The 14,868-nt window shown below is 70.7% G+C and carries 11 protein-coding genes, 1 pseudogene and 1 riboswitch; of the genes and pseudogenes, 7 read left to right on the top strand and 5 right to left on the bottom strand.

The window, feature by feature from the left end:
- Window positions 1-13: 13 nt before the first annotated feature.
- Window positions 14-1,234: an ROK family protein gene (locus tag ACFVYE_RS14905; protein WP_383965173.1), complete on the bottom strand. Its 1,221-nt coding sequence runs from the start codon at window positions 1,232-1,234 to the stop codon at window positions 14-16.
- A gap of 282 nt (window positions 1,235-1,516) precedes the next feature.
- Between ACFVYE_RS14905 and ACFVYE_RS14900 the strand changes: the two genes are divergently transcribed.
- Genes ACFVYE_RS14900 through ACFVYE_RS14880 form a run of 5 tightly spaced genes read left to right on the top strand, consistent with a single transcriptional unit; the run spans window position 1,517 to window position 7,878 of the window.
- Window positions 1,517-3,334 (top strand): peptide ABC transporter substrate-binding protein, encoded by a 1,818-nt coding sequence (locus ACFVYE_RS14900; RefSeq protein ID WP_383965170.1) that lies wholly within the window; start codon window positions 1,517-1,519, stop codon window positions 3,332-3,334.
- Window positions 3,335-3,384: 50 nt separating this feature from the next.
- Window positions 3,385-4,344: an ABC transporter permease gene (locus ACFVYE_RS14895; RefSeq protein ID WP_383965168.1), complete on the top strand. Its 960-nt coding sequence runs from the start codon at window positions 3,385-3,387 to the stop codon at window positions 4,342-4,344.
- Window positions 4,341-5,240: an ABC transporter permease gene (locus ACFVYE_RS14890; RefSeq protein WP_383965166.1), complete on the top strand. Its 900-nt coding sequence runs from the start codon at window positions 4,341-4,343 to the stop codon at window positions 5,238-5,240. The genes ACFVYE_RS14895 and ACFVYE_RS14890 overlap by 4 nt, the downstream gene beginning before the upstream one ends.
- Window positions 5,237-6,946: a dipeptide ABC transporter ATP-binding protein gene (locus ACFVYE_RS14885; RefSeq protein WP_383965163.1), complete on the top strand. Its 1,710-nt coding sequence runs from the start codon at window positions 5,237-5,239 to the stop codon at window positions 6,944-6,946. The genes ACFVYE_RS14890 and ACFVYE_RS14885 overlap by 4 nt, the downstream gene beginning before the upstream one ends.
- On the top strand, window positions 6,943-7,878 hold the full coding sequence (locus tag ACFVYE_RS14880) for an ROK family protein (protein WP_389605765.1): 936 nt from the start codon (window positions 6,943-6,945) through the stop codon (window positions 7,876-7,878). Before ACFVYE_RS14885 ends, ACFVYE_RS14880 begins: the two co-directional genes overlap by 4 nt.
- A gap of 138 nt (window positions 7,879-8,016) precedes the next feature.
- On the opposite strand, the pseudogene ACFVYE_RS14875 reads toward ACFVYE_RS14880, so the two are convergent.
- A pseudogene (locus tag ACFVYE_RS14875) lies at window positions 8,017-8,223 on the bottom strand (aldo/keto reductase); the annotation flags it as partial.
- Window positions 8,224-8,458: 235 nt separating this feature from the next.
- Here ACFVYE_RS14875 and ACFVYE_RS14870 point away from each other — a divergent pair.
- Window positions 8,459-9,928 carry a PHB depolymerase family esterase gene (locus ACFVYE_RS14870; RefSeq protein WP_383965157.1) on the top strand — a complete coding sequence of 490 codons (1,470 nt, stop codon included), beginning with the start codon at window positions 8,459-8,461 and terminating at the stop codon, window positions 9,926-9,928.
- Window positions 9,929-9,948: 20 nt separating this feature from the next.
- Here the strand turns inward: ACFVYE_RS14870 and ACFVYE_RS14865 are convergent, their stop codons facing one another.
- The 3 genes from ACFVYE_RS14865 to ACFVYE_RS14855 form a co-directional block, all read right to left on the bottom strand.
- The gene (locus ACFVYE_RS14865; RefSeq protein WP_389605763.1) at window positions 9,949-11,496 is read right to left on the bottom strand and encodes a PH domain-containing protein; all 1,548 of its coding nucleotides are present in this window, start codon (window positions 11,494-11,496) and stop codon (window positions 9,949-9,951) included.
- A 129-nt stretch (window positions 11,497-11,625) separates the two neighbouring features.
- Window positions 11,626-11,859 carry a ferredoxin gene (locus ACFVYE_RS14860; protein WP_383965151.1) on the bottom strand — a complete coding sequence of 78 codons (234 nt, stop codon included), beginning with the start codon at window positions 11,857-11,859 and terminating at the stop codon, window positions 11,626-11,628.
- Window positions 11,859-13,319, bottom strand: a complete 1,461-nt coding sequence (locus tag ACFVYE_RS14855) for an aldehyde dehydrogenase (protein ID WP_389605760.1) — start codon at window positions 13,317-13,319, stop codon at window positions 11,859-11,861. Before ACFVYE_RS14855 ends, ACFVYE_RS14860 begins: the two co-directional genes overlap by 1 nt.
- 268 nt (window positions 13,320-13,587) lie before the next feature.
- Here ACFVYE_RS14855 and ACFVYE_RS14850 point away from each other — a divergent pair, with 268 nt between their 5' ends.
- Entirely contained in the window at window positions 13,588-14,628 is a 1,041-nt protein-coding gene (locus ACFVYE_RS14850) for an MBL fold metallo-hydrolase (protein ID WP_383965146.1), read from the top strand.
- A gap of 107 nt (window positions 14,629-14,735) precedes the next feature.
- A riboswitch (cobalamin riboswitch) is annotated at window positions 14,736-14,811 on the top strand.
- The last annotated feature ends 57 nt before the right edge of the window (window positions 14,812-14,868 follow it).

Genomic DNA, 14,868 nt, shown 5'->3' with positions numbered 1-14,868 from the left:
TAGGGGTGGGGCGTCAGACGTGACGGGGCGCTGGGGCGCGGAACCGGTCGGCGGCACCGGCCTCGCTCAGGGCGCGGGCCAGGGCGCGCTGCAGGGCGAACTGCCCGGCGCCGACCAGTCCGGCGTCGGCGCCGAGGCTGGCCCGCTCGATGGCGAGGTGTTCGGTGACGAGCGGGTGGCAGCTCTCGTAGAGCTGGCTGCGCACGGCGGCGACGAACGGTTCCAGGGTGGAGAGGATGCCGCCGAGGTAGACGGCGTCCGGATTGAAGAAGTTGACGTTGGCGGCGAGCACTTGACCGAGGTAGTCGCCGGCCCTGCGGACCGCGCGGGTGGCCAACGGGTCTGCGTCGATGGCGAGTCGGGCCACGTCCTCGGGGCTGCTGACGTCGGCCCCGCGCTCGCGCAGGATGCGGACCAGGGCGGCGCCGGACGCCACGGTTTCCAGGCAGCCGGTGTTGCCGCAGGAGCAGGGGATGTCGGCGCCGGCGTCGATCCGGATGTGGGTGATGTCACCGGCCGCGCCGGTGGCGCCCCGGTAGAGGCGTCCGTCGACGATGACGCCGGCGCCGATCGCGGAGCCGGTCTTCACCATGATCGTCTGCCGGCGCTCGGCGGGCCTTACGGTGTGCTCGCCGACCGCCATGCAGTTGGCGTCGTTGTCCACGGCGGCCGGGACGCCGAAGCGCTCCTCCAGCCAGGCGGTGACCGGGAAACGGTTCCAGCCCGGCATCCGCGACGGCAGGACGACCGACCCCGACGCGATGTCCACCGGCCCGGGCAGCGAGAGCCCGACACCGCGCAGCCGGCCGCGTCCGCGTTCCTCGGCCAGTGCCTCCAGGGTCTCGGCGAGCCGGGGCAGAGCCGCCTCGGGGCCGTCGGCGATCATGAAGGGGACGGTCGAGACATCGGTCAGACCGCCGCCGGGCAGCACCACACCGATCCGGGCGTGCCGGCCGCCGAGATCGGCGGCGACCGCGAACTCGTCGTTGCTTCCCAGTCTCAGCACTTTGCGGGGGCGCCCGCCGGTGGAGGACTGGGTGCCCTCCTCGGCGATCAGCCCGCGCTCCACCAGATGGGCCACGGTGAGAGAGATGGTGGAGGCGGCAGCCCCCAGCAGTCCGGCGAGTTCGGCGCGTGACGAGGCCTGGCCCGATGCGACGAGTTCCAGAACCCGCGCGGCGAGGGCTGGAGTGCCTTTTGCGGCCCTGCGGTCCCATGCACTTATTTCAGTCATGTACGAAGTAACTTCCGCAACGGTGTGTGTGGCGAAGACAATACGCCCGCGCTCGGCACGGGGGAACAGCTTCGCGAAGGAAGTAGGCCCCACCTGAAACCCATTCAATCCACCCAAAACCCCCGAACGGAGAGAGGTGATTGAGGCGGGAGGGCTTTTTTCGGAGGCGCAGTAACTTACTTTTTACTAATTCTTGTTTGTTTCTTCAGTGTGTCCGGCGTTAGCTGTCGTGAACGCAGTGCCGGTCCCGGGCATACGGGTCCTTTCACTCTGAGGAGAGTCATGTTCCTTGCTCACACGGCGAACAGCCGCCGCTGGGCCCTTGTCGCGGGCGCCGCTGTCACCGCGGGTGCTCTGCTGACCGGTTGTTCCGGGGGCGGCACCTCGTCGTCCGCCTCCGGCTCGTCGGACACCATCAACTACGCGCTGCCGGCCAACTTCACGCCGAACTGGATCCTCCCGGTCGGCACCGCCGCGCACCTGAACACCAACAACTCCTCCATATCCCAGTCCCTCTGGGAGCCGCTGATCGCCTACGACGGCTCCACCGGCAAGGTCGGCTGGAACAAGGACAACTCGCTCGCCACCGCCGCCGACTTCGCCAAGGACAGCAAGAGCGTCACGATCACGCTCGGCGACCGGCACTGGAGCGACGGCAAGCAGATCACCTCCCGCGACGTGGAGTTCTGGTTCAACCTGGTCAAGGCCAACAAGGCCGACTGGGCCAGTTACAGCCCGGGCAAGGCGCCGGACAACTGGACCTCGCTGAAGGTCGTCGACGACACGCACTTCACCATCACCTTCGACCAGGCGTACAACCAGCAGTGGATGCTCGCCAACGAGTTGAGCATGATCCGCCCGATGCCGCAGCACGTCTGGGACAAGACCAGCGACTCGGGCACGGTGTCGGACCTCGACCGCACCGCCGCGGGCGCCAAGAAGGTCTGGGCGTACCTGAACGACGCCGCCAAGAAGATCTCCGGTTACGCCACCGACCCGCTCTGGAAGACGGTCAGCGGCCCGTACACCATCAAGTCGTTCTCCACGGCCGGCAAGGTCCAGCTGGAGGCCAACGCCAAGTACGACGGCGGCGGCAAGGCCAACATCAAGACCGTGAACCTGCTGCCGTTCACCACCACCGACGCCGAGGAGAACGCGCTCCGGGCAGGCACGGTCGACTACGGCTACATCAACGCCACCAACCTCAGCCAGGAGTCGTCCTTCGCCGCCAAGGGCTACACGGTGAAGCCGTGGTCCGGCTGGGCCATCACGTACATGCCCTACAACTTCAACAACCCCGCCATGGGCGCGGTGTTCAAGCAGCTCTACGCCCGCCAGGCGATCCAGATGTCGGTGGATCAGACCACCCTCTCCAAGGTCGTCTTCAACGGCACCGCGGTCTCCACCTACGGTCCGATCCCGCAGGGCCAGAGCTCGTCCTTCGTCTCGTCGGAGCAGAAGAACAACCCGTACCCGTTCTCCACCGCCAAGGCGAAGCAGCTGCTGACCGGCCACGGCTGGACCGAGCAGAACGGCACCATGGTGTGCACCGCGCCGGGCACCGGCGACAACCAGTGCGGCGCCGGCGTGGACAAGGGCACCAAGTTCCGGATGCAGGTGCTCTCGCAGTCCGGTTCGACCGTGACCGACAACATGATGAGCGCCCTGCAGTCGTCGTTCGCCAAGACCGGCATCGACTTCACCATCAAGACCGCCCCGGTCAACTCGGTCCTCTCGCAGGCCGGCCAGTGCAAGGCCGACCAGGCCGGCTGCAAGTGGCAGCTGTCGTTCTTCGGCACCGCGGGCAGCTGGTACTTCCCGGCCTACCCGAGCGGTGACTCGCTCTTCGCCACCGGCGGCGGCTCCAACTTCGGCAGCTACTCCAACCCCGCCGTGGACAAGCTGGTCACCCAGACCACCACCTCCTCCTCCGACGAGGCGGTGCAGAAGTACAGCGCGGCCCTGGCCAAGGACCTCCCGGTCATCTGGCTGCCGGAGCCGGACTACCAGGTCTCCGTGGTCAAGAAGGGCCTGGGCGGCTTCGCCCAGGACTCGCTCGCCAACTTCCACCCCGCCATGTGGAAGTGGACGACCAAGTGAGCCCGGCCGGTGACCACGCGTACCACTGAGCCGAAGCGACCGGAAAACACATGAGCACTTCCTCGTACCTGATCAGGCGAGTCCTCCAAGCCGTCGTGGTGATCGTCATCGTGACGATCGTGGTCTTCGGTCTGCTGCACGCCCTGCCCGGGGGTCCCGCTCGCGGGATCCTCGGTCCGCAGGCCACGGCGCAGCAGATCGCGTCCTTCAACCATGAACAGGGCCTCGACAAGCCACTTCCCGTGCAGTACTTCTACTACCTGAACCAGCTGCTGCACGGCGACCTCGGAACCTCGTACACCCTCAATGAGCCGGTCTCCCAGCTCATCACCGAGCGGCTGGCCAAGACCCTGCTCCTCACCGCCCTGTCGGCGATCGTCGGCCTCGTGCTGGCCATCCCGCTGGGCATGTGGCAGGCCGTCCGGCGCAACAAGCCGGTCGACTACGTCATCACCACGCTGAGCTTCATCGCCTACTCCACGCCCGTGTACTTCCTCGGGCTGATCCTGGTGCTGGTGTTCAGCCAGGTGCTGCCGTGGTTCCCGTCCCAGGCCCCGCAGGGGGACACACTCGCCCAGGTGTTCTCCGAACCGCAGGCGCTGGTCCTGCCGGTCGTCGCCGGTGCCGCCTCGATGATCGCGGTGTTCAGCCGCTACATGCGGGCGGCCACCCTGGAGAACCTCTCCGAGGACTACGTCAGGACGGCGCGGGCCGGCGGTTCCCGCTCCCGCGCCATCCTGTGGCGGCATGTGTTCCGCAACTCACTGACGCCGGTGGTCGCCATGCTCGGCTACTACGTGCCGGTGCTGTTCGGCGGCGCCCTGGTGGTGGAGCAGCTCTTCAACTACCCCGGCATGGGGTTGCTCTTCTGGACCGCCGCGCAGTCCTCCGACTACCCGGTGCTGCTGGGCTGTGTGCTGGTCATCGCGGCCGCCACGGTGGTCGGCACGCTGCTCGCCGACATCGTCCAGCGGATCATCGACCCCCGAGTGAAGGCAGGCCGGGCATGAGCGCCGTCATCCAGCCGGGCCAGGCGCCCGGCACGGCCACCGACGCCGCCACGGCGTCCGGCTCCCGGCTCGCCGTCCGGCGCTTCCTGCGCAACCGGCTCGCCGTGGTCGGGCTCGGCGTCGTGGTCTTCTTCTTCCTGTTCTGCTTCGTCGGTCCGCTGGTGTACTCCACCGACCAGACCCACACGATGCTCCAGCAGGTCAACCTCGCCCCCGGCCGTTCGCACTGGCTCGGCACCGATGCGGTCGGCCACGACGAGCTGGGCCGGCTGATGTACGGCGGCAAGGTGTCGCTGATCGTCGGCCTCGCCGCAGGCATCCTGGCCACCGTGATCGGCACCATGTGGGGCGCCGTCGCCGGCTACGCGGGCGGCTGGGTCGACGCGTTCATGATGCGGATCGTGGACGCGGGGATCGCCATCCCCGCGCTCTTCATCCTGCTGGTGGTTTCCGCCATCACCACCCCGGGCCTGACCGGACTGATCGTCATCCTGGGCTTCGTCTCCTGGCTGGTGCCGTCCCGGCTGATCAGGGCCGAGACGCTCTCTCTGAAGAACCGCGACTACATCCTGACCCTGCGGGCCATCGGCGGGACGCACGCCCGGGCCATCACCCGGCACATCCTGCCGAACTCGGTCTCGACCATCATCGTCGCGGCCACCTTCCAGATCGCCGACGCCATCCTGCTGGTCGCCTACGTCTCCTACCTGGGCCTGGGCGTCCAGCCGCCGGCCACCGACTGGGGCGGCATGCTCTCGGCCGGTCTCACCGCCGCCTACTCCGGCTACTGGTGGCTCATCCTGCCGCCGGGCCTGGCCATCATCCTGGTGGTGTGGGCGTTCAACGCGATCGGGGACGGACTCCGCGACGCATTCGACGTGAGGGGACGCGGATGACCGCCACCCAGGGCTCCGCCACCCCCCAGGCCGGGCCGATTCTCGAACTCGACGACCTCGGTGTCGTCTTCACCACCGAGACCGGCGAGGTGCCGGCCGTCCGGGGTGTCACCCTGCGCGTCCGCCCCGGCGAGACGCTCGCCCTGGTCGGCGAGTCGGGTTCCGGCAAGTCCACCATCGCGCTGGCCGCGATGGGCCTGCTGGCCGGCAACGCCCGTGCCACCGGCAGCGCCACCATCGCCGGCAACCAGGTGGTCGGTGCCCGTGAGGCCGACCTGGCGGCGCTGCGCGGCCGGACCGTCTCCATGGTGTTCCAGGAGCCGGCCACCGCGCTCGACCCGCTGACCCGGATCGGCAGGCAGATCGCCGAGGTGATCCGCAACCACCGCAAGGTGTCCGCCAAGGAAGCCGCCGCCGAAGCCGTCGAACTCCTCCGCAAGGTCGGCATCCCGGAGCCGGAGAGGCGGGCCACCGCCTACCCCTTCCAGCTCTCCGGCGGACAGCGGCAGCGGGTGGTCATCGCCATGGCCATCGCCAACGAACCGGCCCTGCTGATCGCCGACGAGCCGACCACCGCGCTGGACGTCACGGTGCAGGCCGAGATCCTCGACCTGCTGCGTCGGCTCGCCGTCGAGACCGGCACCGGCGTCCTGCTGGTCACCCACAACATGGGCGTGGTCGCGGACTTCGCCGACCGGGTCGCCGTGATGTACCACGGCGAGATCGTGGAGACCGGACCGGTCGAGGACGTGCTGCTCCGCCCGTCCCACGAGTACACCGAGCGGCTGCTGGCCGCGGTGCCCCGGCTGTCGGTCGCCGAGGAGGGCCGGCCGGCCGCGCCGGCCGCCGCCGCCCGCCCGGACAGCGACCCGGTGGTCGAACTCCGCGACATCTCCGTGGTGTTCGGCCATGGCAAGGGCGCCGTGCGCGCCCTGGACGGGGTCTCGCTCGCCGTCCACGCCGGGGAGACCCTGGGCCTGGTGGGCGAGTCGGGCTCCGGAAAGTCCACCGCGTCCCGGGTCGCGCTCGGTCTGATCCCGCCGAGTTCCGGCACCGTCTCGCTGTTCGGCAGCGACCTGGGCCGCACCCGGTCCCGGGCCCGCCGGGCGCTGCGGGCCGGTATCGGCGTGGTCCTCCAGGACCCGGTGGCCTCGCTGGACGCCCGGATGACGGTCGGGGAATGCGTCGCCGAGCCGCTCAGGGTGCACCGCCGCGAGCTCTCCGCCAAGGACCGCCGGAGCAAGGTCGCCGACGTCCTCGACCGGGTCCGGCTGCCGCGTGAACTCGCCCGGCGCGCCCCCCGGGAGCTGTCCGGCGGTCAGCGCCAGCGGGTCAGCCTGGCCCGCGCCCTGGTCCTGGAGCCCCGGCTGCTGGTCGCCGACGAGCCCACCAGCGCGCTCGACGTGAGCGTGCAGGAGGCGGTGCTCGAAGTGATCTCCGAGCTCCAGCACGAGCTGGGCTTCGCCTGTCTCTTCGTCTCCCACGACCTGGCCGTCGTACAGCACTTCGCGCAGCGCGTCGTGGTGATGCGGGCCGGCCGGATCGAGGAGCAGGGCCCCACCGGCGCGACCCTGCTGCACCCGGAGACCGACTACACCCGCCGGCTGCTGGCCGCCGTGCCGGTGCCCGACCCGGTGATCCAGCGCGGTCGCAGAGCCGAACGTCTGGCCACCCTGGCGGCCGGCCGGACGGAGGCCCAGGTATGAGCTTCCGTGACCGTATGCTCTTCGCCGGAGTGGACATCGGCGGCACCACGACCCAGGTGGTGGTCTGCGCCGAGGACCTGACCGTGCTGGACCGCGCGGAGGTGGCGACCCCGGCGGCCGACGGCGGCCGGGCCATGATCGGCGCGGCCCTGGGCGCGCTGGCCCCGCTGCTGGAGCGCACCCCCGGCCGGCTCGCCGGTTGCGGGGTCGGCGCGGCCGGCGTGGTGGACTCCGCCACCGGCCGCATCCTGGTGGCCAGCGACTCCTTCACCGGCTGGGCCGGTTTCGCGGTGACGGACGCCGTCGAGGAGGCGCTGGGCGTCCCGGCGTTCCTGGACAACGACGTCAACGCCTTCCTCTACGGGGAGGTGTCCGGCGGCGCCGTGCGCGGAGAGTCGGACGTCCTCGGGATGACGCTGGGCACCGGGGTCGGCGGCGCACTGTGGACCGGCGGCGCGCTGTTCGCCGGGCCGCACGGCGCGGCCGGTGAGATCGGGCACATCCCCGGCTTCGGTGATCTGCTCTGCTCGTGCGGCGGCCGGGGCCATCTGGAGACCCTGGCCTCCGGCCGTTCCATCGGCGCCCGTTACGCAGACCGCACCGGCCGCCGGCTGACCGCCCGCGAGGTCGCACAGGCCGCCGGCCACGGCGACCAGGACGCCCTCGCGGTGTACCGGGCCGCCGGTGCCGGGATCGCCCAGGCGATCGTGATGACAGCGGGCGTCGTCGACATCACCACGGTGGTGGTCGGTGGCGGGGTCAGCCGCGCCTGGCCCCTGCTGGAACCCCTCATCCTGGCGCCGCTGGCCGCCGACCCGCCGGTCAGCGGCCACCCGGTCCGGCTGGTCCGGGCAGCCCTGGCCTCCGACGCGGTGCCGGTCGGCGCCGCGGCACGGGCACGGGAGGAACTCGCGACGAGGGTCGAGGTCTGAGGAGGCCGGTCGCGGGTCGCGCACCTACGCTCCGATGCTGCTGAGCCCGGATACGCCGCAGCATCGGAGCGGGCTCTTCTGCCGCGCCTCGATGGCGGACAGCCCACGCGTACGGGCCTGCGGCATGGAGTGCGTGTGCTCGCTCTCCCCGCCCTGACTGCCGTCGCCCCAGAGCGCGTAGTTGTTCGATGTGTCGATGAAAGCACCGCGGGCCTCGGCGTACCGGTCGAGGCTGGCAGACGATGTCGCCTCGTCCGTGATCGTGCCCATCTGCATGGCGCCGATCCTGAGCACGCTCGCCTCGCGGCGGGTCTTCGGGTCCATGCCGATCGTGCGGTGGCGCATACCTGTTTCCCTCCCGACAGCCCTTATCGGGTGCGGGCGTTGCCGACCGGGAGTCTGCGTCTTCGAGCGCACTCGATGTCAACGCCCGCTCCCCGCCGGTGCTCGCGGCGCAAGGGCGGCGTCGCACACAGCGGGGCCCGAGGGATGTCAGCCCGCCCCATGGGCCGGGGCGGCCCGGACTCGTAGGTTCCGGCAACAGTCCGCACGCCCGCATGTTCCGAACAGGGAGGCCCCCGTGCGCCCATCGATCCTGCGACGCCTGCTCCGGCGCGTCGCGTCCACGGCCGCTCTCGCCCTCGTCGCGGCGACGCTGAGCACCGTGGGCGCCGTCCAGCCGGCCGCTGCCGCCGGCGGCCTGCAGCAGGTCACCGGCTTCGGCACGAACCCCGGCAATCTGCAGATGTACGAGTACGCCCCCGCGGATCTGCCCGCGAACGCACCGCTGGTGATCGCCCTGCACGGCTGTACGCAGACGGCCAACGACTACTACACCAACTCGGGCTGGCCGAAGTACGCCGATCTGTGGGGCTTCGCCGTGGTCTTCCCGCAGACCACGACCGCCAACAACTCGCTTTCCTGCTTCGGCTGGTTCGACCCGGCCGAGGACAGCAGGGGCAAGGGCGAGGCCGCCTCGATCGTGCAGATGGTGGAGCACGCGAAGCAGAGTCACGGCTCGGACGCCCGCCGGGTGTACGTCACCGGCCTCTCGGCGGGCGGCGGCATGACCGCCGACCTGCTGGCCGCGTACCCGGACGTGTTCGCGGGCGGCTCCGTGGCCTCGGGCCTGCCCGCCCAGTGCGCGACGAGCCAGGCGGCCGCGTCCGGCTGCCAGACGGGCCCGCAGAAGCTGACGCCCGCACAGTGGGGCGACAAGGTACGCGGCTCCTACCCCGGCTACTCGGGCCCCTGGCCCCGTGTGGCGATCTGGCAGGGCACGTCCGACTACACGGTGTATCCCGCCAACGCCACGGCCCTGCGCGACCAGTGGACGGACGTCTGGGGCATCGGCCAGACCCCGTCGTCCACGGACACCCTTCCCGGCAACACGACACGCAGCATCTACAACGACGCCTCCGGTGAGCCCGCCGTCCAGACGTACTCCGTCTCCGGCATGGGCCACGGCCTGGCAGTGAGCCCCGGCTCGGGCACCGACCAGTGCGGCACGACGGCCGCGTACTTCCTGAGCGCCATCTGCTCGACGTACTACACGGGCGTCTTCTGGGGGCTGGACCAGGGCACACCCGGCGGCGGCGACCAACTCCCCGCCCCGTCCGGCCTGCAGGTCACAGGCGTCACGGCGAACAGCGCTTCACTGTCCTGGAACGCGGTCCCGGACGCTGCCTCGTACGCGGTCTACCGCAACGGCACGAAGGTCGCCTCCCCCACCTCCACGACATACACGGACACGGGCCTCACCGCCGGTACCGCCTACCGGTACACAGTGGCGGCAATCGACGGATCGGGCACGCCCGGCACCACTTCGGCCCAGGTGACGGCGACCACGACCGGCGGCGCACCCGCGCAGTGCTTCACAGCGACCAACTACGCACACGTGACCGCGGGAAGGGCGCACACCACGGGCGGCCATGTGTACGCCAACGGCTCGAACGAGAACATGGGCCTGTACAACGTCTTCGTCACGCACACTCTGAAGGAGTCACCGGCGGGATACTTCGTGATCGCGGACAGCGGGTGCACGACGTAGACGGACTGCGGCGGAGGCGGTCACGGCTCGGGGTTCGCGGTGTTCGCGGGGGTCTTCGCAGGGCCCAGCTCGCGAATGATGCGGGCCAGGTCGGCCGGGGCGGCCGCGAGGCGGACCGGCGTGCCCGCGTCGTCGAGTTCGGCGATGTGCCAGCTTCTGGGGACGGTGTCGCCGTCGTCGCCCCGGGCGCGCCGCACGTCCTTGACGGTGAGCCGCTCCACCGGTATCCGTTTCGCCGCGAACCTGCCCGGGCCCGGGTGAGGTGTCACCGCGGGCGGGCCGCCCCCGAGGGCGACGTGGGTGCCGAAGCCGTACGGGTTGTAGTCGGTGGGCTCCAGGAAGCGGGCGGCCAGGAACACCTCCTCTTCCTCGGCGAACTCGCCCACCGCTCCGGCCTCTCCGGGCGTACGGACGCGGGTGGCGCGCCAGGCCCGGACGAAAAAGCCCAGCGTGGCCGACGAGCCCACGGCCACCCACGTGATCGCCACGGGAGAGGTGAGCAGGGTCGTGGGGTGGAGGTAGCAGAGCGGCAGCAGCCACAGGGCGGTACCGACGAGCGCGCCCGCGAACGGAAGGGCCGACGGGAGGACGTCGTCGTCGGGAAGCCGACGCCCGCGCAGGCGCAGCAGCACCTGGGCGCCGGGGTAGCCCGCGGCGAGGGCGCATGCGGCCGCGATGACGGCCGGTTCCCCGGCGGCGGGGATGTGCTCGCGCCACACGTAGCGCTCTCCGGCGACCTCCCTCACCTGGCCGCGCCAGAGGGTCAGTTCGACGCTGTCGCCCGGCTGGAACCCCAGGGCGGCCTCTCGCGGGACCGCGAGTCGCGCCAACGGCCGGCTGTCGGTGAAGTACAGCCAGCTGCGTTGCTTGGGCCGGTTGGCCTCGGTCTGCGCGATCACGGCCGGCAGGGTGGTCAGGCACTCACCTCGCTCCGTGGCGGGCGTCTCGGCGGTGCACGGGGTGGCCGACTTCCACGCCCGCACATCCGACGCGGTGCTCGGCACGAACCACGCGGCCAGGCCCGCGCACACGAGCAGCAGCGCGCACAGGCCCACCGACCCGGCCCAGCCGCGCCCGGCGGTGCGGTACGAGATCACGGGAACGTAGCTCGAATCGGGGGCTCCGTAACGGCGGTGCAGCGCGCGGAGCGCGTCCAGTTTCGCGTCGAAGTCCGGGTCGTCGCAGGACCAGCTCTTCGGCAGTGGCAGGAGCCGCTTGCGTCCGTCGTGCAGCACCAGGCTGACGCGACGGATGTCCTGAACCCGGGGGTTGTTCGCGTACTTCAGTCGTACGCGCAGGTCGGCGACGTCACGCCACGGCACACTCCGGCGGCGCAGCAGCGTCCGGGAGTGCAGGCCGTACGCGTCGGCGCTCAGCCGGGCGGTGACCGCGCGGAGCGACGCGATGCCCACCAGCGCGAGAAGCAGGCCCACGCCCAGCCATACGTCCGGGCCCCAGTACACCGTACGCACCGCGGCCAGGCCCGCCCCGGCCGCACCGAGCCCGACGAAGGACCACAGGGTGCGCTTCCCGAGGGGACGACAGGTCACTTCCCGGGCATCGGTCATGCACGGAATCCTGCCATCGGCCGGGCTGCACCTGCTTGTGCAGTGTCCGGCAACTTCCTGGCCCCCGACACTGCCGACCGCATACGAGGTGCACCCCCGCCGACGTCCCCCTTCCGCCTGCTTTTCCTCCTACTCCTCCGGTGGGAAGACGACCTCCCCGGAGTCGATCAGCGTGATCGTGATCGCCTCGACCGGGCACCCCTCGGCCGCGGCGAGGACCTTCTCGTTGGCGTCGGTCTCCGGGGCCGCCGGGTGGGACTGCCGGGCGGAATCCAGCGCGAATCCGCCCGGGGCGTGGTTCACGCACATCCCGGAGCCGATGCAGACCCCGCGGTCGACCTCCACGGCCCAACGGTCCCCCATCACGCCCCCTCGTATCCGGCCGGCAGATGGATCATCTTGTGCTCGAAGTACTCGGCGTACCCCTCGGGTCCGAACTCCCGCCCCATACCGGAGTTCTTGTAGCCGCCGAACGGGCCGAGCATGTCGAGGCTGAAGGTGTTCACGCTGTACGTTCCCGTCCTGACCCGGCGGGCGATGTCGATGCCGCGTTCGATGTCGGCGGTCCAGACGCTGCCGCTGAGGCCGTAGTCGGAGTCGTTGGCGATCCGTACGGCCTCGGCCTCGTCGCCGTACGGCAGAAGGCAGATGACGGGGCCGAAGATCTCCTCGCGGGCGATGCGCATGGAGTTGTCGACGTCGCCGAAAAGGGTCGGCTCGACGTACCAGCCCCGTTCCTGGGACGCCGGACGGCCGCCGCCGGTAAGGATCTTGGCGCCCTCGTCCTGGCCGATCCGGATGTAGTCGAGCGAGCGCCGCTGCTGGCGCTGCGCGACGAGGGGGCCTAGTTCGGTGGCGGGGTCGAGCGGGTCGCCGACCTTCAGCGCACCCGCGGCGGTGGCGAACGCCTCGGCCATCTCGTCGTAGCGCGAGCGCGGGACGAGGATCCTGGTCTGGGCGACGCACGCCTGGCCGTTGATCATCCAGGCGAAGGGGACGATGCCCGCGACGGCCGCGTCCAGATCGGCGTCGGGCAGGATCACGGCGGCGGACTTCCCGCCCAGCTCCAGCGTGACCCGGGTGAGGTTGCGGGAGGCGACCTCCATCACCCGGCGCCCCGCGGCCACGGACCCGGTGAACGACACCTTGTCGACGCCCGGATGCCCGACCAGGTACTCGCTGACCTCACGGTCGGCCGGAAGGATCGAGAGCACCCCCTCCGGCAGGCCGGCCTCGGCGGCGATCTCGGCCAGGATGTAGGCGTCCAGCGGCGATTCGGGCGAGACCTTGAGCACGGCGGAGCAGCCGGCCAGCAGCGCGGGCGCGAGCTTTGCGGCGGCGGTGAACTGCGGAACGTTCCACGGCACCACGGCCGCGACCACCCCGACCGGCTCCCGGCGCACCAGCAGCGGCCCGAGAACCCCGTCCCGCCGCTCCTCGTACGGGAAGGTGCGGGCGACGGTGATCGCCGCATCCCACACCATCATCGCGGCGAGCGCCTGCACCATGACGCCGGACGTGTACGGGGTGCCGTTCTCCATGCTGATGACCCGGGCGATCTCCTCGTACCGTACGGCGAACGCGTCCTTGATCCGGCTGACCACCGCGATCCGCTCGTCGAGGGACGCCCGCGCCCAGGGCCCCTCGTCGAATGCCCGCCGGGCGGCGGCGACGGCCCGGTCCACATCCCCCTCGCAGGCGTGCGGCACCCGGCCGATGACCTGTTCGGTGTGCGGGGAGATGACCTCGATGACATCCCGGCCCAGCGGATCGACCAACTCCCCGCCGATGAACAGTTTTCCGTGTTCGACAAGCTCGGTCATGGCTGCTGCCTCCCGCGACCCGGCACGTTACCTGACTCTGTGTCAGAACTGATACCAGTTCCAGTTCCAGGAGTCCACGGCTGCGACAGCGCCCACCCCGGTCGCCGACCGATCGGTCCGGGCCGCCGTGCGGGCGAGAAGCACCCCGACCGATTAGATGGTCGACCGGGGCTACTACTGAAACAAGTTCTCGTTACAGTGGGCGCGGTGCACCGCACAGCCGTACGTCCGGTACGCCGACCAGGCCGCCAAGAGAGATGGGGAGCCCATGACGCAGGTGACCGACCACGGCGGGGGCGTACACAGCATCAAGGTCCCCATCCCCGACAATCCGCTCGGCCACACCCTTGTGCATGTTCTCGACACCGATCGCGGGCCGGTCCTGATCGACACGGGCTGGGACGATCCGGAGGCGTGGGACACGCTCACCGCCGGACTCGCCGCCGTGGGTGTGGATGCCGGCGACATCCACGGTGTGGTCATCACCCACCATCACCCCGATCACCACGGCCTCTCCGGGCAGGTGCGCGAGACGTCCGGGGCCTGGATCGCCATGCATGCGGCGGACACCGCGATCGTGCGCCGGAGCCGTGAGTCCCGGCCGGGCACCTGGCTGACGTATCTCTCGGCGAAGCTCACCGCGGTCGGTGCGCCCGAGGAGCACCTCGCACCGTTGCGGGCCGCCGCGGCCGAGGGGGGCCGGATGCGCACCCTGCCCGGGCTGCGGGCCGCGCTTCCGGACCGGGAGATCGTTCCCGGCGAACTCCTCGGTCTGGCGGGCCGCAAGCTGCGGGCCATCTGGACACCGGGGCACACTCCCGGCCACGTCTGCCTGCATCTGGAGGAGGAGCATCCGGGGAATCTGCCCGGTCGGGGCCGGCTCTTCTCCGGGGATCATCTGCTGCCGGGGATCAGCCCGCACATCGGACTGTACGAGGACCCGGACGACGCGACCATGACCGACCCCCTGGGCGATTATCTCGACTCGCTGGAGCGCATCGGCAGGCTCGGGGTCGCCGAAGTGCTGCCGGCCCATCAGTACGCGTTCGCGGATGCCGCGGGGCGCGTACAGGAACTCCTGGACCATCACGAGGAGCGGCTGACCGGGCTGCTCGGACTGCTGGCCACCCCGCTGACGCCGTGGCAGCTGGCCGAGCGGATGGAGTGGAACCGGCCCTGGGAACAGATCCCGCACGGATCACGGAACATCGCGGTCTCGGAGGCCGAGGCCCATCTGCGGCGGCTGGTGAAGCTGGGGCGCGCGGAGGCGGTGGCGGGGAGCGATCCGGTGACGTACGTCGCAGTGTGACGGGGCTCTCGCCCCGATGGGCGGGAGGACGGGGGCGGCACTCCTCCCGGCTCGGAGGCCGTCCGGACCCGCCCGGTAGAGTGGGCGAGTCGTCATCATGCCCGTTCAGGGGGAAGCCGGTGCAAATCCGGCACTGACCACGCAGCCGTGAACCGTCGTAGGGGACGGTGAGTCGGAATGCCCTGTCCGCGGTCGTGACCGGCTCGCACCACCGGAACCCCGGTGGTCGGCACCGTCGAG

The sequence above is a fragment of the Streptomyces sp. NPDC058239 genome, assembly GCF_042882185.1.
GTDB lineage: Bacteria > Actinomycetota > Actinomycetes > Streptomycetales > Streptomycetaceae > Streptomyces.
Note: the sequence above shows the minus strand (reverse complement) of the source record. Positions and strands in the feature narration are given on the sequence as shown.

Excerpts from the sequence above, each read along its gene's own strand:
- ACFVYE_RS14890 (WP_383965166.1), top strand. The coding sequence starts at position 4,341 with ATGAGCGCCGTCATCCAGCCGGGCCAGGCGCCCGGCACGGCCACCGAC.
- ACFVYE_RS14905 (WP_383965173.1), bottom strand. The coding sequence starts at position 1,234 with ATGACTGAAATAAGTGCATGGGACCGCAGGGCCGCAAAAGGCACTCCA.
- ACFVYE_RS14880 (WP_389605765.1), top strand. The coding sequence starts at position 6,943 with ATGAGCTTCCGTGACCGTATGCTCTTCGCCGGAGTGGACATCGGCGGC.
- ACFVYE_RS14865 (WP_389605763.1), bottom strand. The coding sequence starts at position 11,496 with ATGACCGATGCCCGGGAAGTGACCTGTCGTCCCCTCGGGAAGCGCACC.
- ACFVYE_RS14850 (WP_383965146.1), top strand. The coding sequence starts at position 13,588 with ATGACGCAGGTGACCGACCACGGCGGGGGCGTACACAGCATCAAGGTC.
- ACFVYE_RS14895 (WP_383965168.1), top strand. The coding sequence starts at position 3,385 with ATGAGCACTTCCTCGTACCTGATCAGGCGAGTCCTCCAAGCCGTCGTG.
- ACFVYE_RS14855 (WP_389605760.1), bottom strand. The coding sequence starts at position 13,319 with ATGACCGAGCTTGTCGAACACGGAAAACTGTTCATCGGCGGGGAGTTG.
- ACFVYE_RS14885 (WP_383965163.1), top strand. The coding sequence starts at position 5,237 with ATGACCGCCACCCAGGGCTCCGCCACCCCCCAGGCCGGGCCGATTCTC.
- ACFVYE_RS14900 (WP_383965170.1), top strand. The coding sequence starts at position 1,517 with ATGTTCCTTGCTCACACGGCGAACAGCCGCCGCTGGGCCCTTGTCGCG.
- ACFVYE_RS14860 (WP_383965151.1), bottom strand. The coding sequence starts at position 11,859 with ATGGGGGACCGTTGGGCCGTGGAGGTCGACCGCGGGGTCTGCATCGGC.